We start from the raw sequence: 17,283 nt of genomic DNA, 5'->3' as shown, positions 1-17,283 counted from the left end.
TCTGCCGTGAGGTCCACGGTGAGGGTCTCGCCCTTGACCAGTTCGGCGTTGGCCAACAGCGCATCCACGACGCGCTGCGGTGCGGACACCGCGGTCCGGATCCGGTCGCTGACATTAAGTCCGGCGTCCTTCCGGGCCTGCTGGATGGCGCGGACCATGTCCCTTGCCAGCCCTTCGGCTTCCAGTTCCGGCGTGACCTCGGTGTTCAGCACCACAAAACCGCCGCCGGGCAGGACCGCCACGGCGGAAGTTGCTGCCGCGCCGCCGTCGGCCGTTGCCACCACGGTTTCGAGCGTGTACTCGTGCGGCTCAAGGGCCAGGCCACCTGCCACCACCAGACCCGCCGCGTCTACTGACCAGTCGCCGGACTTGGCGCCCTTGATGGCCACCTGGACGTTTTTGCCCAGCCGCGGACCGGCTGCCCTGGCGTTGACCACCAGTTTCTGCTCGATTCCGAATTCCTGCGGTGAGGCGTCGGCAGCGTCGAGGACCCGGACGGAGCGGAGGTTCAGTTCATCGGCCACCACACCGGCGAATCCTGCGAGGGCGCCGGCGCCGGGCGCCACCACCGTCAGTTCCTGCAGGGGCAGCCGGACACGGAGGTTCGCCGCTTTCCGCAGGGATGAGCCGGTGGAACAGATCTGCTGGACCCGGTCCATCGCTTCGACCAGCGAAGGGTTGGCCGGGAACAGGGCGGCATCCGGCCAGTCGGCCAGGTGCACGGAGCGCCCACCGGTGAGGCCCCGCCAGATTTCCTCGGATACAAGGGGCAGCAGCGACGCGGCTGCCCGGGACACGGTTTCCAGGGCGGTGAACAAGGCGTCAAACGCGTCCTGGTCCTCGTCGAAGAACCGCTGGCGGCTGCGGCGGACGTACCAGTTGGTCAGCATGTCGAGGTAGCTGCGGAGCTCGTCGCAGGCACCGGAGATGTCGTAGGTGTCCAGCTGCGCCGTCATGTTCCGGACCAGCTCGCCGGTGTTGGCCAGCAGGTAGGTGTCCAGCGTGTCGGTGTAGCCGTCGTACCGGAGCTTCGCGTCGTAGCCGGCGCCGGCGCCTGCTGCGTTGGTGTAGAGCGTGAAGAAGCTGTAGACGTTCCAGAGGGGCAGGATGACCTGCCGGACGCCGTCGCGGATTCCCTGCTCGGTGACCACCAGGTTGCCGCCGCGGAGGATGGGGCTGGACATCAGGAACCAGCGCATCGCGTCGGATCCGTCGCGGTCCAGGACCTCTGACACGTCAGGGTAGTTCCGCAGGCTCTTGGACATTTTCTGTCCGTCCGAGCCGAGCACAATGCCGTGGCTGATGACGTTGCGGAAGGCCGGCCGGTCAAACAGGGCGGTGGAAAGGATGTGCAGCATGTAGAACCAGCCGCGCGTCTGGCCGATGTACTCGACGATGAAGTCGGCCGGGTTGTGCGTGTCGAACCAGGCTTCATTCTCGAACGGGTAGTGGACCTGCCCGTAGGGCATGGAGCCGGAGTCGAACCAGACGTCCAGGACGTCCTCAACACGGCGCATAACGGACTGGCCCTGCTCCGGGGTGCGGGGATCGTCCGGGTTGGGCCGGGTCAGTTCGTCGATGAACGGGCGGTGCAGGTCAACCTGGCCGTCCTTGTTCAAGGGCAGCCGGCCGAAGTCGGCCTCGATCTCGGCGAGGGAACCGTAGACGTCGGTGCGCGGGTATTCGGGATCCGTGGACTGCCAGACGGGGATGGGGCTGCCCCAGTAGCGGTTACGGCTGATGGACCAGTCACGGGCGTTGGCCAGCCATTTGCCGAACTGGCCGTCCTTGACGTTGCCGGGGATCCAGTTGATGTCCTGGTTCAGTTCGGACATCCGGTCCTTGAACTGGGTCACCTCCACGTACCAGGACGACACCGCCCGGTAGATCAGGGGGTTGCGGCAGCGCCAGCAGTGCGGGTAGCTGTGCTCGTAGCTGGCCTGGCGGACCAGGCGGCCCTGGGCGCGCAGCACCTGGGTGATTGGCTTGTTGGCTTCGAAAACCTGCAGGCCCACGATGGCGTCCAGGTCGCCGCCGCGGAACAGGGGCAGGAATTTGGCGCCCTCATCCACGGAGAGGACCACCGGGATGCCGGCCTCTTCGCAGACTTTCTGGTCGTCCTCACCGTAGGCAGGAGCCTGGTGGACAATGCCGGTGCCGTCGGTGGTGGTGACGTAGTCCGCCACCAGGATGCGCCAGGCGTTCTCGGTGCCGTATTTTTCGGTGTCGCTGAAGTCATCCCACAGCGGCCGGTAGGCCAGCCCCGCCAGTTCGGCGCCGGTGTGGGTGGACACCACGGCCGCCTGCGCGGCCTCGTGGTTTTCGTAGCCAAGGTCCTTGGCGTAAGCGCCCACCAGGTCCGCGGCCAGCAGGAAGCTGCCCGACACGGGGGCGTCCGGAGCGGCGGCCTTGATGCCGTTGGGGCCGGCCGGCAGGACGGCATACGTGATGGCAGGGCCGACGGCGAGCGCGGCGTTGGTGGGCAGGGTCCAGGGGGTGGTGGTCCACGCAAGGGCCTGGACGCCGTCGAGCGCGCGGGAAAGGGCGGACTCCCCCGCAAGGATGGGGAACGTGACGGTGACGGTCTGGTCCTGGCGGTTTTTGTAGACGTCGTCGTCCATCCGCAGCTCATGGTTGGAGAGGGGCGTCTCGTCTTTCCAGCAGTACGGCAGGACGCGGTAGCCGTTGTAGGTCAGGCCCTTTTCGTGCAGCTGCTTGAAGGCCCAAAGGACAGACTCCATGTACTCCACGTTGAGCGTTTTGTAGTCGTTGTCGAAGTCCACCCAGCGGGCCTGGCGGGTCACGTAGTTGCGCCATTCATCGGCGTACTTCATCACGGAGGCCCGGCAGGCGTCGTTGAACTTGTCGATGCCCATGGCTTCGATCTGGGTTTTGTCGGTCATACCGAGCTGTTTCATGGCTTCGAGTTCGGCCGGCAGCCCGTGGGTGTCCCAGCCGAAGCGGCGCTCCACCCGCCTACCGCGCTGTGTCTGGTAGCGGCCCACCAGGTCCTTGGCGTACCCGGTGAGGAGGTGGCCGTAGTGCGGCAGGCCGTTGGCAAAGGGCGGGCCGTCGTAGAAAACGAATTCGTTGCTGCCCGGTGCGCCGCCGGGGACGTCGGCGCTGCGCGCATCGATGCTGGCCTGGAAGGTGCCGTCCTGCTCCCAGTACTTCAGGATCCGCTCTTCGACCTCCGGGAACTTCACGGACGCGGACACGCCTGCACTGCCGTTGCTGCTGACGGCTGAGGCCTTGGGGTAATTCGTCATTCTCGACATCCTGGGTTGAGCGTGGCGAGCCGCCGGCAGTCGCCGGGCGGTTCCGTTCAGGATGCGAGGACGGCTGGCGCACGGCCTGAAGACTGTGCGTGAACCGCGGTACCACCTCACTTACCGGCGCAGCCTGTTCCCTGGGGAACAGCCGGAGCGCCGGCCACTCATTACTGCTGTGACGGGCTTACCCGTCCGGTTCTACCGGCGCTGCCAACCCGAACCGGGCCGGTTGCGCGTTCTTCCGGAAGCTCACCGGTGATTGCCGGGTCATAGCCGTTGCCCAGTCTACTATTCCTGCCGCATCCGTGGCCATTTCCCGGACCGCTGGCGCAAGATTGCCGCAATTCTCCGGGATCGTGGGCAATTGTGGACAAATATTGGGCCATGCAGACGTTTGGGTCCCCGCTGCCCTCGCCGGGGAAACCGCTGCCTGCAGTCCTGGGCTGGTCATCCGCCACGGCAGCCGCCGGCGCGGTGCTGTTTGGCCTGCCGGGCGCGCTCCTCCTGGGGGTGCGGCTCTTTCCCTGGGAGGTGGGCACGCCGTGGATCCAGCTGGTCTCGGCGCTGCCCGCCACGCTGCCCTTCACCGCGGCTGCCCTGGGCCTGGCGCTGCTGGCGGTGTGGACAGGCACAAGGCGCCACCACCGGGCCGGCGGCCAGCTTGTCCTGGCCCTCCTGCTGGCTGCCCTGCTGATGGCCCAGTCAGCCCTTGTCCTGCCCCGGGCCATCCCGGCAACCCGGGCGGCCCGCCCGGTGCAGATTGCCGGGCCGGGACCCGGACCTGGCTTTCGGGTGATGACCCTCAATGTCGGCGAGTCAGGGGTGGACGCCGCCCGGCTCCTGGCAGAAGCCCGGAACCGGGAGGTAGACATCCTGGCCCTTCCGGAACTGGCGCCGCAGGGCCTGGAAGCCCTGGTGGAAGCGGGTGTGGCTGACCTGTTCCCCTACCGGTCAGTGGACGTTGACTGGGTGGGGGTGGGCAGCGGATTGTTTTCGAAGTACGCCATGGAACCCCGCCGGCGGGTCCCGGGAACGGAATTCCATCAAAGCCGGGCAGTGGCCTCAATCCCCGGAACGGATGCCCCGGTGAAGCTGACCGCCGTCCACGTCCAGTCACCGCGCCCTGGGCTCATCTGGAACTGGCGGCAGGAGCTGCGCCAGTTGGGGACCTTGCCAGCGCAGGGGCCGGCCGGTACCACCGTACTGCTGGGCGATTTCAATTCCAGCGCCGACCACCGTGAGTTCCGGGCCTTGCTGGCTGGCGGGCTCACGGACGCAGCCCACGCCGTGGGCAAGGGCCTGGCGCCTACCTGGCCGGTGAACTCGGAGGTGCCACCGTTCGTCGCCGTGGACCACATCCTGGTCAGTGCCGGGGTGAAGGTGACAGACGTCGAGAGCTTCATCCTTCCCGGCACCGACCACGCCGGCCTGGTGGCGGATCTGGTGCTGCCGGCCCCCTGATCCGCCCGTGGCCACTGTAAGCACAGCGGTCGGCTCAGCCTTTGCGGATCAGTTTGTGGTTTGCCGCCTGGGCGACGGGGCGGATGACGATCTGGTCCAGGTTCACATGGTGCGGCGCGCTGACGGCATACCGGACCACGTCAGCCACATCGTCGGCGGTGAGCGGCTTTTCCACGCCCTGGTAGACCTTGGCTGCGGCAGCCTCGCCGCCGAGCCGGTTGAGGGCAAACTCCTCGGTGTAGACCAGCCCAGGGGCCACCTCGATCACGCGGACGTTGTGCTCAGCCTCCTCGAGGCGCAGGGCCCCGGTCATGGCGTGCTGGGCAAACTTGGCCGCGTTGTAGCCGCCACCACCCTCGTATGCCACCAGCCCGGCAGTGGACGTCAGGTTCAGCACCGTTCCCTCCCCCGTGGCCCGGAGCATGGGCAAGAAGGCGCGGGTGAGTTTCATGGTGCCCACCACGTTCACCTGGTACATCCATTCCCAGTCTTCCGTGCCCGCGTCGGCAATGCGGTCCGCCCCCCGGGCGCCGCCTGCGATGTTGATCAAGGTATCGATGCCCCCGGCAGCGGTGACATGGGCAACCAGCCGGGACACGTCGTCGTCCGCGGTGATGTCCGCGGGAACGGCGATGGCGCCGGTGGCGTCCTGGAGCGCCGCCAGCCGGTCAGCGCGGCGGGCCACGGCGAAAACCGTCCAGCCCTGTGCGCGGAGGGCGCGGACTGTCGCCTCGCCGATTCCCGTGCTGGCACCGGTCACTAGGGCTGCCCTGTTCTGTGATTCGTCAGTCATGGCACCACCCTAACGGGGGCCCGCAAAAGTGTGTCGCCCGATGAACCGGGCCCGCTGCCGCCCGGCGGCCGGCGCAACGCCGCTCCGTTCCGGGCAAGCGTGGAACAATTGGCACATGGCTGAAGATAAACAGGGTACAGACACGCCCACCACCGCGCCCATCAACGTTCCGGACAAGCCGGCCCTCGAAGGCCTCGAAGCTGCCCTCACGCAGCGCTGGCTCACCGAAGGAACCTACAAGTTCAACCCCGACACCACCCGGGAGCAGGTCTACTCGATCGACACTCCCCCACCCACGGCCTCCGGTTCCCTGCACGTGGGCCACATGTTCTCCTACACCCAGACCGACGTCCTGGCCCGCTACCAGCGGATGACCGGAAAAAACGTGTTCTACCCCATGGGCTGGGACGACAACGGCCTGCCCACCGAACGCCGCGTGCAGAACTACTACGGCGTCCGCTGCGACCCGGCCATTCCGTACAACGCCGGGTACCGCCCGCCGGCCGAGCCCGCCAAAAACCAGCGCGACTTCGACGTTGTCTCGCGCCGCAACTTCATCGAACTGTGCGAGGAACTGGCAGTTGAGGATGAGAAGGTCTTCGAGAACCTCTTCCAGACCCTGGGCCTGTCCGTGGACTGGAACCTGACCTACCGCACCATCGATGACAACTCCCGGGCAGTGTCCCAGCGCGCCTTCCTGGCCAACCTCACCAACGGCGACGCCTACATGGCCGAGGCACCCACCCTGTGGGACGTCACGTTCCGCACCGCAGTGGCCCAGGCCGAGCTTGAGGACCGCGAAGTTGCCGGCGCCTACTACCGCTACCCCTTCTTCACCGAAGACGGCGACAAAATCTACATCGAGACCACCCGCCCCGAGCTCCTGGCTGCCTGCGCCGCCCTGGTGGCCAACCCCGACGACGAACGGTACCAGCCGCTGTTCGGCAAGAAGGTCACGTCCCCGGTCTTCGGCGTCGAGGTAGAAGTCCGCCCGCACCCGCTGGCCAAGGCCGACAAGGGTTCCGGCATCGCCATGGTGTGTACCTTCGGTGACCTGACCGACGTCACCTGGTGGCGTGAACTGCAGCTGCCCACCCGGGCCATCGTGGGCCGCGACGGCCGCATCATCGGCGACACCCCTGAGTGGATCACCACCCCGGGCGGGAGGGAGGCCTTCGAAAAGATTGCCGGCAAGACGGTCTTCAGCGCCAAGGAAGGCGTAGTGGAACTGCTCACCGCAGCCGGCCTGCTGGACGGCGAACCCAAAAAGATCATGCACCCGGTGAATTTCTTCGAAAAGGGCGACAAGCCCCTCGAAGTGGTCACCTCCCGCCAGTGGTACATCCGCAACGGCGGCCGCGATGCCGACCGCCGCGAACGACTGATCGGCCGCGGGCAGGACATCGACTTCCACCCGGCATTTATGCGCTCCCGCTACGAGAACTGGATCTCCGGGCTGAACGGTGACTGGCTGGTATCCCGCCAGCGGTTCTTCGGCGTGCCGATCCCCGTCTGGTACCCGCTGGACGCGGACGGCAACCCGGACTACGACGCGCCCATCCTGCCGGCCGATGCGCAGCTCCCGGTGGATCCCGCCGCGGACGCCGCGCCGGGCTACCGGGAAGACCAGCGCGACATTGCCGGCGGCTTCACCGGCGACGCCGACGTGCTGGACACTTGGGCAACCTCATCGCTCACCCCGCAGATTGTGGGTGGCTGGAGCCGGGACGAGGACCTCCTGGCCAAGGTGTACCCGTTTGATCTCCGCCCGCAGGGCCACGACATCATCCGGACCTGGCTGTTCTCTTCGGCCGTCCGCGCGGACGCGCTGCACAACACGGCACCGTGGAAGCACGCGGCGATCTCCGGCTGGATCCTGGACCCGGACCGCAAAAAGATGTCCAAGTCCAAGGGCAACGTGGTGGTTCCCACCGACGTCCTGAACGACTACGGCTCGGACGCGGTCCGCTACTGGGCCGCCTCCGCCAAGCTTGGCGCGGACACGGCCTACGAAATTGCGCAGATGAAGATCGGCCGCCGCCTGGCCATCAAGCTGCTCAACGCCTCCAAGTTCGTCCTGAACCTGGGTGCCACGGAGGACTCCGTCATTACCGGTGACCTGTCCGTCCTGTCCAACCCCCTGGACCGGGCCCTGCTGGCGCAGCTTGCCGCCGTGGTGGAGCAGTCCACCAAGGCCTTCGACAACTACGACTACGCCCGCGCCCTGCAGATCACCGAAAGCTTTTTCTGGCAGTTCACGGACGATTATGTGGAGCTCATCAAGGACCGTGCCTACGGTGCAGCCGGCGAAACCGAACAGGCTTCCGTGCTCGCGGCGCTGGCCACCACGCTGGACACCCTCCTGCGGCTCTTCGCACCGTTCCTGCCGTTCGCCACAGAAGAGGTCTGGGGCTGGTGGCGCACCGGCTCCGTGCACCGCGCACAGTGGCCGGCCGCACTGGACGTTCCCGGCGGGGACACCACCATGCTTGCCACGGTAGGGGTCGCGCTCAGCGGCGTCCGCAAGGCCAAGTCGGAGGCCAAGGTCAAGCAGCGCACGGAAGTACTCGCTGCCACGATCTCCGCCTCCGCAGCGCTGACCGCCCAGCTGGAAGCCGGCCTGCAGGACCTCAAGGCAGCCTCCAACGCCCGCGACATCACGCTGGTGGTTGGTGACGGCGAGCTCACGGTCACCGACGTGGAGCTGGCGCCCACCGAGGAGCCCGCCAAGGCCTGAGCCGGTTCATTCCGGGTATTTCCGGGCAAAGGGGAAGCCCCATCAGCGTTTTGCCGTTGGTGGGGCTTCGACTTTTCGGCCATCCCGTGACGCTTGATGGTCTGGCAGGACCCGCCGATTTCCAGGTCTTCCTGCCACGTCACTGGCAGCTTACATCCGGCTGTGCCAAGGGCTGCGTCAGATGCATATCACTGGATCTTTGGTTCCTGCGTCCTCCCTCTTTCGAAGGTGGTACCTGCAATTGTGATCCTGCCCTGGACCAATGGCAAGGGCCCCGGCAGAACTACATGAGAGTAGTTTTGCCGGGGCCCTTGTGCCCCAACTGACTCGCAGTTGTTGTCGTTATGAGGGCTCAAAACGACAACAACTGCGAGTCAGTTGGGGTGGCGGTGGTTTAGCCGAACTGCGGGTCTTCCGTGCGGCTGCGCTTCAGTTCGAAGAAGTAGGGGAAGCCTGCCAGCGCGGTGGTGGCGTCCCAGAGTTTCCCGGCGTCCTCGCCACGCGGGATGCGGGTAAGGACAGGGCCGAAGAACGCGGTGCCGTTGAAGGCCACCACGGGGGTGCCAACGTCCTGGCCCACCAGGGAGATGCCCTTTTCGTGGCTGGCGCGGAGTTTGTCGTCGTGGGCGTCGGTATCCGCAGCGTCAGCCAGGCCGGCCGGGAGGCCGCATTCGGCCAGCGCCTTGGTGATGACCAGGGAGCGGTCCTTCTCCCCACCTTCGTGGATCAGCGTTCCCATGGCATCGTAAAGGGCCTTGACCACGGATTCGCCGTGGGCTTCCCGGGCCGCAATAATGACCCGGACCATTCCCCACGCGTTGTCCATGGACGCCCGGTACTTGGGGTCCAGGTCCCGGCCCTCGTTCAGGACGGCAAGGCTCATCACGTGCCATTTAGTTTCGATGTTGCGGACGGCTTCGACTTCGCCGATCCAGCGCGAGGTGATCCAGGCAAACGGGCACAGCGGATCGAACCAGAAGTCGGCAGTGTTTTTGGCGGATTCAGTCATGGGAAGGTCCTTCAGTAACGGGCGGCTGCGCAGGGGGCAGCCACAACTGATGTGGGGGGTTGAACCGGTCAGGCGGACTTGCGGCGTTTGGTGACGTGTTGGATGAGGGTTGGCTCGGCGCCCTTCAGAACAACGTCAGCGGTGATCACCACGCTGGCTACGTCCTCCCGGCTTGGAAGATCGAACATCACGGGCAGGAGGACTTCCTCCATGATGGCCCGCAGGCCGCGGGCGCCGGTGCCCCGGTCCAGGGCCTGGTCCGCGATGGCATCCAGGGCGGCGTCGTCGAACACCAGTTCGGCGCCGTCAATCTGGAACATTTTCTGGTACTGCTTCACCAGGGCGTTTTTGGGTGTGGAAAGGATCTGGATCAGGGCGTCCCGGTCGAGGTTGGAGACCGTGGTGATCACGGGGAGGCGGCCGATGAATTCGGGGATCAGGCCGAACTTCAGCAGGTCCTCCGGCATGACCTCACCGTAGGAATCGATTTTTTTGCTGGCTTCGTTCAGTGGGGCGCCGAAGCCGATGCCCTTGCGGCCGGAGCGTGAGCCGATGATCTCTTCAAGGCCGGCAAACGCGCCGGCAACAATAAAGAGGACGTTGGTGGTGTCGATCTGGATAAATTCCTGGTGCGGGTGCTTCCGGCCGCCCTGCGGCGGAACGGACGCAACGGTGCCCTCCAGGATTTTCAGCAGGGCCTGCTGGACGCCTTCACCGGACACGTCCCGGGTGATGGACGGGTTTTCGCTCTTGCGCGAGATCTTGTCGATTTCGTCGATGTAGATGATGCCCTGCTCGGCCTTTTTGACGTCGTAATCGGCGGCCTGGATGAGTTTCAGGAGGATGTTCTCGACGTCCTCGCCCACGTAACCGGCCTCGGTAAGCGCAGTGGCGTCCGCGACGGCGAACGGGACGTTCAGCCGGCGGGCCAGGGTCTGGGCGAGGTAGGTCTTCCCGCAGCCGGTGGGCCCGATGAGGAGGATGTTGGACTTGGCGATCTCAACGTCGTCGTGGTGCCCGCCTTCGGCGAGGCTTCCGGCCTTCGGGGCGTGGCCCGACTGGATCCGCTTGTAGTGGTTGTAAACGGCGACGGCGAGGGAACGTTTGGCGGGTTCCTGGCCGATGACGTATTCCTGCAGGAAGTCGAAGATCTCACGGGGTTTCGGTAGCTCGAAACTGCCCAGGTCTGCGACTTCGGCCAGTTCCTCTTCGATGATTTCATTGCAGAGTTCAATGCATTCATCGCAGATGTAGACACCTGGCCCGGCAATGAGCTTGCGCACCTGCTTCTGGCTCTTTCCGCAGAAAGAACACTTCAGCAGATCCGTGCTCTCGCCAATCCGAGCCATATGGAAACCCCTTTTAGAATCTTGCTGCCGGGCAGCCTTGCGCCGATGCTGGAATCTTCACCACCCGGCCTGGCCGGTGTGACACCTTCCACTCTAGGTCACATTCGGTCCCAAAGGGTGGAAGGCAAAGGCCGGTGGGGCCAAATGACGGCGGTCCCACCGGCCTTGGGCCGAACTGCTACCTGGTAATTGCCTGTGCCTTGATCTTTCGCGAGTCAAGGACCTGGTCGATCAATCCGTAGGCCTGCGCCTCGGCTGCGGTCAGGATCTTGTCGCGCTCGATGTCGTTGTTGACCTGTTCGGAGGTCCGGCCCGAGTGGTGGGCCAGGGTGTCCTCAAGCCAGGAGCGCATCCGCATCACTTCGGCAGCCTGGATCTCGAGGTCCGAGGCCTGCCCGCCCTGCCCGCCGGACAGTGCCGGCTGGTGGATCAGGACGCGGGCGTTGGGCAGCGCCAGGCGCTTACCCGGGGTGCCCGCCGCAAGCAGGACCGCTGCGGCACTGGCGGCCTGGCCCAGGCAAACGGTCTGGATCTCGGGCCGGATGTACTGCATGGTGTCGTAGATGGCCGTCATGGCCGTGAACGATCCACCCGGGGAGTTGATGTACAGGGTGATGTCGCGGTCCGGGTCAGTGGACTCGAGCACCAGCAGCTGGGCCATGACGTCATCGGCGGAGGCGTCGTCAACCTGCACACCGAGGAAGATGATGCGGTCCTCAAAGAGCTTGGTGTAAGGGTCCTGGCGCTTGAAGCCGTAAGGGGTGCGCTCCTCGAACTGGGGCAGGACGTAACGGCTGGACGGAAGATTTCCGGCAGACCACCCGAAGTTGTAGTTCATGTTCATAGCTCCTGATCTGGCTTTCTGGATGCCGGTTAGTTCGAAGCGGCGGAGTCGCTGCCGCTGCCGCTGGCGGTTCCGCCGCCACCGGCCACGGATCCGGCGTGCGCCGCGATTTTGTCGAAGAAGCCATAGGCGAGGGCTTCGTCAGCGGTGAACCACTTGTCGCGGTCGTTGTCCTTGAGGATGGTTTCCACGCTCTGGCCGGTCTGGTCGGCTGTCAGTTCGGCCATGACCTTCTTCATGTGCAGGATCAGCTCCGCCTGGATCTTGATGTCCGATGCGGTACCGCCGATGCCGCCCGAGGGCTGGTGCATCAGGACACGTGCGTTGGGAGTGGCGTAGCGTTTCCCCTTGGTGCCGGAGGAGAGCAGGAACTGCCCCATGGAGGCTGCCAGGCCCGTGGCGACAGTAACGACGTCGTTCGGGATGAACTGCATGGTGTCGTAGATGGCCATGCCGGCCGTCACGGAGCCGCCGGGAGAGTTGATGTAAAGGTAGATGTCCTTTTCCGGGTTCTCGGCGGAGAGCAGCAGCAGCTGCGAGCAGATGGCGTTGGCGTTGTCGTCACGCACCTCCGAGCCGAGCCAGATGATCCGCTCCTTGAGGAGGCGGTTGTAGATGTAGCTATCCTGGGCTGCAGGATCGACGGTGGCCATCCGGGGTGCCTGTGGGTGCTGTGACATGTTTGCTTACCTCTCACTGGTGACGGTGACATCACTGAAAATCACTACTTGGACACTAACCCGTTTCAGCGGCGAATTGTTCGCGCACCGACGGCTGTTCGCTGACGGCGCACGATCGGCGAACCATGGGCTGCGTGGGGCTCTTTAACGCGAACGGCCCCCGGATCATTGATCCGGGGGCCGTTGGTTACAAGGTGCTGAAGGCTAGGCCTTGGCCGCTGCCTTCTCGTCTTCGGCGGGAGCTTCTGCAGCCTCGGCATCGGCGGTTACGGCCTCTGCTTCGTCAGCTGCGGGAGCTTCGTCTTCGCCGCCGGGGCGGACGAAGTCGCTCAGGTCAACGGTCTTGCCGTCGGTGTCGGTCACGGTGGCCTGACCGAGGACAACAGCCAGTGCCTTGCGGCGGCGGACCTCGGATACCATCATGGGGACCTGGCCGCTCTGATCAATGATCTGGGCGAACTGGTTCGGGTCCATGCCGTACTGGCTCGCGGTGGTGACGATGTAGTCGATCAGCTCGTTCTGGCTGACGTCCACTTCTTCCTTTTCGGCGATGGCGTCGAGGATGATTTCGTTCTGGAAGGCGCGGGCGGTGTTGACCCGGATCTCCTCGCGGTGCTCCTCGGTGTCATGCTCGCCTTCACCGTGGCCATTGCCCTCCTTGAAGTGGGCTTCGAGCTGCTCTTCGACGACCGAATCCGGCACGGGAACCTCAACGAGCTCAACGAGCTTGTCCAGGACCTTGTCGCGGGCTTCGACGCCCTGCTCAACAACCTTGGAGTCGGCAGCCTGCTTGGCGAGGTCCTCACGGAGCTCAACAAGGGTGTCGAACTCGGAGGCGAGCTGAGCGAAGTCGTCGTTTGCTTCGGGAAGTTCGCGTTCCTTGACGGCGGTCACAACAACCTTGACCTGCGCTGCTTCACCGGCGTGCTCGCCGCCCACCAGGGTGGTGTTGAAGATGGCGTCCTCGTCGGCGCTGAGGCCGGTGACGGCTTCGTCGAGGCCTTCGAGCATGGTGCCGGCGCCAACCTGGTAGGACAGGCCGGACGCGGTGTCCACGTCGTCGCCGTCGATGGTGGCGGTGATGTCGATGGTGAGGAAGTCGCCGTCAGCGGCGGGACGGTCCACGGACTTGAGCGTGCCGAAGCGGCCGCGCAGTTCGTCCAGGGCCTTGTCCACATCCTCGTCGGAGGACTCGGCCGCAGCAACCTCGACCGTGATGCCGGCGTAATCGGGCAGTTCAATCTCGGGGCGGACGTCAACCTCGGCGGCGAACTTCAGGCCGCCGTCGGTGGCGGTGGGGTCCGGAACCTCGGTGATTTCAACCTCGGGACGGCTCAGCGGGCGGATGCCGGATTCCTGCACGGCCGCCTGGTACCAGCCGTTGAGGCCATCATTGATGGCGGTTTCCAGGACGTAGCCGCGGCCGACGCGCTGGTCGATGAGCTTGGCGGGGACCTTGCCCTTACGGAAACCAGGAACCTGGATCTGCGAAGCAACGGTCTTGTAGGCCGAGTCGATGCTGGGCTTCAGTTCCTCGAAGGGGACCTCAACATTGAGCTTGACCCGCGTGGGGGTGAGGTTCTCGACAGCGCTCTTCACGGTCTAAGTACTCCTGGGGTTGGGGGATGGATTGTCAATCAAACGCATTTTTCTGTCCGGGCCTGGCGGTCCGGGCGGCAGAGTCGGGGTGACAGGATTTGAACCTGCGACTTCCTGCTCCCAAAGCAGGTGCTCTAGCCAAGCTGAGCTACACCCCGTAAGTGCACAGGCAAGTCTACGGTGATACGCGCCCAGTTTGCACATTTGACACGTAGGCCATCGATTAGGTTTAGTTGTATCCGGCTTGAACAGCCAGCCCGAAGATTCCCGCCCACGTATATAGTGGAATGGAGCTTCTTTCGGGGACGTAGCTTAATGGTAAAGCCTCAGTCTTCCAAACTGATTACGCGGGTTCGATTCCCGTCGTCCCCTCCAACAAAAAGGACCCCTCGCCTGAGGGGTCCTTTTGTATTTGGCGTGCCGTCAGGACTGCTGGCAGACCGGGCACCAGTACAGGTTGCGGCCCACCAGTTCGGCGGCCAGGACCACGGTCCCGCAGACCCTGCAGGGCAGCCCGTTGCGTTTGTAGACGTAGTGCGCGTCCGCCCGGACGGGAATGGCAGCGGTTTTCGCGGGCAGCGACAAGGTGTCGTCCGCGCTCCTGACCCGGCCGGTTTTTCCGTTCCGCCGGGTCCAGTATTTGGCGGCCGTGGTGATGATCCGGCCGTCCGCCACCCCGTCGGTCATGAGGCTGACGACGTCGCGCCACAGCTTGCGCGCGGCGGCGTCACTGAGCGACCCGCCGGGAAGGTAGGGGTCCAGCCGCTGCCGGAACAGCACCTCTGCCCGGTAGACGTTCCCCACCCCGGCGATGATCTTCTGGTCCATCAGGAGCGCGGCGATGGTGGGTTTCCGGCCGGCCAGGTTCGCGGCGAAGCGGCCCGCATCGCCGCGGAGGTTCCGCAGCGGGTCCGGGCCCAGCCGGTCCAGGACGGCCTGTACCTCCGCTTCGGTAATGGTTTCGCACGTCGTGGCGCCGCGGAGATCCGCCCAGCCGTGGGGGCCGGCCAGGCGGACCCGGACGGCCCCCACCGGAGCGGGCGGGCCTTCGTACGGCAGGCCGCCGTCGTCAGGGTCCGCCGTGGTTTCCCGCTCCCCCACCCTGCGGGGCGCACCGATGCTGGAAGCACCGGCGAAGCTGCTGTCCCCGCCGAAGCTCCACGCGCCGTACAGGCCCAGGTGCACGTGCAGCACCAGCGCGTTCCCGAAGTGCAGGAACAGGTGCTTGCCGTGGGCTTCGGCGGCAACCATGGTGTGGCCGTCAAGCAGCGCGGCGCCGGCGCTGAACCGGCCCTGGGGGCTGGTTACGGTCAGGGCCTGGCCAGTGAAGACGTCGCCGAACTGCCGGGCCAGGCGCCGGACTGAGTGCCCTTCCGGCACTAGTCGATGACCTCGCCGGTGGTTTCATAGGCCGCGATCTTGCCGATCCGGCGCACGTGGCGCTCGTCGTTGCTGAAGGGCTCGGCCAGGAACGCCTCGATGAGGGCGGTGGCTTCCTCGACCGTGTGCTGGCGGCCGCCCACAGCCACCACGTTGGCGTCGTTGTGTTCCCGGGCCAGGGTGGCCGTGGAATGGTTCCAGGCGAGGGCGGCCCGGACGCCCCGGACCTTGTTGGCGGCAATCTGCTCGCCGTTGCCGGAGCCGCCCAGCACGATGCCCAGCGCGTGGACGCCTGCTTCCTGGTCCGCCACAACGGCGCGGGCGGCGTTGATGCAGAAGGAGGGGTAGTCGTCCAGGGCGTCGTACTCCTTGGGTCCGTGGTCCACCACGTCGTAGCCCGTTGCGGTGAGGTGCTGGACCAGGTGGGCGCTGAGTTCCATGCCCGCGTGGTCGGTGGCAATGTGGACCCGCGGGAAGGCAGGAGTAGAAGTCACGAGCTTGAATCCGTTCGGTTTGGGGGCGCTGCGGCCGGCCCCGGGAGCAAGGGAACAACAGGACAAGAGTACTAGGACGGTGGTTGCCCGGCGGCGGATGTCGGTCCGCTCCGCCTGGCCCGTTCGGCCACCCGGGTGAGCACATCGGCCAGCCTGGCGGCGGTTGCCTGGCTGCCGCCGCTGACGGCCAGCCTGCCGCCGTCGGTTTTGCGGACGACGACGGCGGGTCCACTGCTGACGAGCAGGGCTGCGGTGCCGCCGTGGTGCCGGTAGCCCCACCCGCCGTAGTCGGCGGCTTTCAGGTCCGACGCGGCGGCGGTGGCGATGGCCCCCGCGGGGACGTCCATCACGGGTACCACGCCGGCCACCAGGACTTTCAGGCCGGCCCGGTCCGCGGTGACGCGGGCAAAGAGGAAAGCGGCCGCGAGGGCTGCAACCAGCACCAGGACGGCACCGAGCCAGGGGACGGCGATGGCAAGCAGGGCCGCCGGGAACAGGGAACCGATGCCGATCATCACAAAGACCGAGCTGCGGGCGTGCACCCAGAAGCGGATGGTGTCCGCCGCCAGCTCTGGATCCAGTTCGCGGGCGATCGCCGACTGCAGGGCACGGTCATCGTCCGGGGACCACTGCCGGTCCGCCTTGTAGACGAACGCCATGATGACGCCCAGTGCCACGGCGGCGCCGCTGCCGCTGGCCAGGACGATCGCGTCGACGTGGGAGTCGCGGGCGTCCGCCAGACCGGCCTGGCCCACCATTCCGGCGGCCAGGACCGTGGTGATGAACAGGGCGAGGAAGAGCCCGGCGCCCATCATGATGCGCCGCATCAGCACCGGCCTGTTCAGCGGCACGGCCTGGAGCAGAACCAGCCAGCCGCAGGCCACCACCAGGGCTGCCCCCCACCCCACGTAGGCGCCGAACGGCGCAAAGGAGGCGCCGCCGTCGGCCGTCCACCGGATGGCGAGCGGCTCCGGAAGGTCAGGCCGCAGCAAGGACGCGGACACCACAAAGGCAACGGCGAGGAGGACAGGGAACCCCAGCGCAAAGCGCAGCGCCTTGGCATCCACCGAATCCCGGAACTTTCCCATGTTCCAACGCTACTCCCGCCCTGGCCGCCCGAGGTCCCGGCCGGCGCGGCCGGTGGCTGTGACCGGCGCAACTTGCCATGGGGGCAGGCAGTGCAAGAATGATCAGTGCCAACGCCGGCCACCGCCGGCGGCACACCAACTTCTCTGGAGGACCACTTTGCCGGGCATGAACCTGACTCGCGCCGAAGCACGCGGCCGCGCTGACCTGATCACCGTCGATTCCTACGAGGTCAGCCTGGACCTGACCCGGGGCGGAGAGGTCTTCGGCAGCACCACCACCGTGGCGTTCGGGGCCGTTCCCGGCTCATCCACCTTCATCGACGCCGTTACCCGCACCGTGCACAGCGTGACCCTCAATGGCCGCAGCCTGGATCCCGCCACGGTCTCGGACGGCGTCCGGATCCAGCTGCCGGACCTGGCGGAGCGGAACGAGCTCACCGTGGTGGCCGATGCGCCGTACATGAACACCGGTGAAGGCCTGCACCGGTTTGTGGACCCCGTGGACGGCGAGGTGTACCTCTACACGCAGTTCGAGGTTCCCGATTCCCGCCGAATGTTTGCCGTGTTCGAACAGCCC

The 17,283-nt window shown here is 65.9% G+C and carries 12 protein-coding genes, 2 tRNA genes and 1 pseudogene; 4 read left to right on the top strand and 11 right to left on the bottom strand.

From position 1 onward, the window contains the following. Positions 1 to 3,269, bottom strand: a 3,269-nt coding sequence (ileS, locus tag ASF72_RS07515) for an isoleucine--tRNA ligase (RefSeq protein WP_082484129.1), incomplete at its 3' end; no start/stop codon positions are given. Between the two features lie 387 nt (positions 3,270 to 3,656). On the opposite strand from ileS, the gene ASF72_RS07510 reads away from it, so the two are divergent. Next, positions 3,657 to 4,733, top strand: a complete 1,077-nt coding sequence (locus ASF72_RS07510) for an endonuclease/exonuclease/phosphatase family protein (RefSeq protein WP_056597810.1) — start codon at positions 3,657 to 3,659, stop codon at positions 4,731 to 4,733. A gap of 34 nt (positions 4,734 to 4,767) precedes the next feature. Here ASF72_RS07510 and ASF72_RS07505 read toward each other — a convergent pair whose 3' ends face one another. Beyond that, positions 4,768 to 5,526: an SDR family oxidoreductase gene (locus tag ASF72_RS07505; protein ID WP_056597808.1), complete on the bottom strand. Its 759-nt coding sequence runs from the start codon at positions 5,524 to 5,526 to the stop codon at positions 4,768 to 4,770. Positions 5,527 to 5,641: 115 nt separating this feature from the next. Here ASF72_RS07505 and valS point away from each other — a divergent pair, with 115 nt between their 5' ends. Then, the gene (gene valS / locus ASF72_RS07500) at positions 5,642 to 8,263 is read left to right on the top strand and encodes a valine--tRNA ligase (RefSeq protein ID WP_056597807.1); all 2,622 of its coding nucleotides are present in this window, start codon (positions 5,642 to 5,644) and stop codon (positions 8,261 to 8,263) included. Between the two features lie 394 nt (positions 8,264 to 8,657). Here valS and ASF72_RS07495 read toward each other — a convergent pair whose 3' ends face one another. From ASF72_RS07495 to ASF72_RS07470, 6 genes are all read right to left on the bottom strand, one after another. Further along, complete coding sequence (locus ASF72_RS07495) at positions 8,658 to 9,272, bottom strand: mycothiol-dependent nitroreductase Rv2466c family protein (protein WP_056597805.1); 615 nt, start codon at positions 9,270 to 9,272, stop codon at positions 8,658 to 8,660. 68 nt (positions 9,273 to 9,340) lie between these two features. Beyond that, positions 9,341 to 10,621, bottom strand: coding sequence for an ATP-dependent Clp protease ATP-binding subunit ClpX (clpX, locus tag ASF72_RS07490; RefSeq protein ID WP_050684726.1), 1,281 nt, complete (start codon positions 10,619 to 10,621; stop codon positions 9,341 to 9,343). 178 nt (positions 10,622 to 10,799) lie between these two features. Next, on the bottom strand, positions 10,800 to 11,459 hold the full coding sequence (locus tag ASF72_RS07485; protein WP_050684778.1) for an ATP-dependent Clp protease proteolytic subunit: 660 nt from the start codon (positions 11,457 to 11,459) through the stop codon (positions 10,800 to 10,802). 35 nt (positions 11,460 to 11,494) lie between these two features. Beyond that, positions 11,495 to 12,118 (bottom strand): ATP-dependent Clp protease proteolytic subunit, encoded by a 624-nt coding sequence (locus tag ASF72_RS07480; protein ID WP_050684727.1) that lies wholly within the window; start codon positions 12,116 to 12,118, stop codon positions 11,495 to 11,497. Positions 12,119 to 12,349: 231 nt separating this feature from the next. Next, the gene (gene tig, locus ASF72_RS07475; RefSeq protein WP_056597804.1) at positions 12,350 to 13,744 is read right to left on the bottom strand and encodes a trigger factor; all 1,395 of its coding nucleotides are present in this window, start codon (positions 13,742 to 13,744) and stop codon (positions 12,350 to 12,352) included. 83 nt (positions 13,745 to 13,827) lie between these two features. Beyond that, positions 13,828 to 13,902 (bottom strand) — tRNA-Pro (locus tag ASF72_RS07470). Positions 13,903 to 14,045: 143 nt separating this feature from the next. Here ASF72_RS07470 and ASF72_RS07465 point away from each other — a divergent pair. Then, positions 14,046 to 14,119 (top strand) — tRNA-Gly (locus ASF72_RS07465). 48 nt (positions 14,120 to 14,167) lie between these two features. Here ASF72_RS07465 and ASF72_RS07460 read toward each other — a convergent pair. From ASF72_RS07460 to ASF72_RS07450, 3 genes are all read right to left on the bottom strand, one after another. Further along, positions 14,168 to 15,124 carry an Fpg/Nei family DNA glycosylase gene (locus tag ASF72_RS07460; protein WP_056597802.1) on the bottom strand — a complete coding sequence of 319 codons (957 nt, stop codon included), beginning with the start codon at positions 15,122 to 15,124 and terminating at the stop codon, positions 14,168 to 14,170. Beyond that, positions 15,124 to 15,618: a ribose-5-phosphate isomerase gene (locus ASF72_RS07455; RefSeq protein ID WP_050684730.1), complete on the bottom strand. Its 495-nt coding sequence runs from the start codon at positions 15,616 to 15,618 to the stop codon at positions 15,124 to 15,126. The genes ASF72_RS07460 and ASF72_RS07455 overlap by 1 nt, the downstream gene beginning before the upstream one ends. 71 nt (positions 15,619 to 15,689) lie before the next feature. Continuing rightward, entirely contained in the window at positions 15,690 to 16,706 is a 1,017-nt protein-coding gene (locus tag ASF72_RS07450; protein ID WP_056597800.1) for a hypothetical protein, read from the bottom strand. Between the two features lie 166 nt (positions 16,707 to 16,872). Here ASF72_RS07450 and ASF72_RS20955 point away from each other — a divergent pair. Further along, positions 16,873 to 17,283: pseudogene (locus ASF72_RS20955) on the top strand (aminopeptidase N); the annotation flags it as partial.

Origin of the sequence: Arthrobacter sp. Leaf141, assembly GCF_001424565.1 — a bacterium.
In the GTDB taxonomy this organism is placed as follows: domain Bacteria; phylum Actinomycetota; class Actinomycetes; order Actinomycetales; family Micrococcaceae; genus Arthrobacter.
This window is presented reverse-complemented; position numbering and strand designations above follow the sequence as displayed.

Coding starts and splice junctions, on each gene's coding strand:
- ASF72_RS07510 (WP_056597810.1), top strand. CDS start 3,657: ATGCAGACGTTTGGGTCCCCGCTGCCCTCGCCGGGGAAACCGCTGCCT.
- ASF72_RS07505 (WP_056597808.1), bottom strand. CDS start 5,526: ATGACTGACGAATCACAGAACAGGGCAGCCCTAGTGACCGGTGCCAGC.
- valS (WP_056597807.1), top strand. CDS start 5,642: ATGGCTGAAGATAAACAGGGTACAGACACGCCCACCACCGCGCCCATC.
- ASF72_RS07495 (WP_056597805.1), bottom strand. CDS start 9,272: ATGACTGAATCCGCCAAAAACACTGCCGACTTCTGGTTCGATCCGCTG.
- clpX (WP_050684726.1), bottom strand. CDS start 10,621: ATGGCTCGGATTGGCGAGAGCACGGATCTGCTGAAGTGTTCTTTCTGC.
- ASF72_RS07485 (WP_050684778.1), bottom strand. CDS start 11,459: ATGAACTACAACTTCGGGTGGTCTGCCGGAAATCTTCCGTCCAGCCGT.
- ASF72_RS07480 (WP_050684727.1), bottom strand. CDS start 12,118: ATGGCCACCGTCGATCCTGCAGCCCAGGATAGCTACATCTACAACCGC.
- ASF72_RS07450 (WP_056597800.1), bottom strand. CDS start 16,706: ATGGGAAAGTTCCGGGATTCGGTGGATGCCAAGGCGCTGCGCTTTGCG.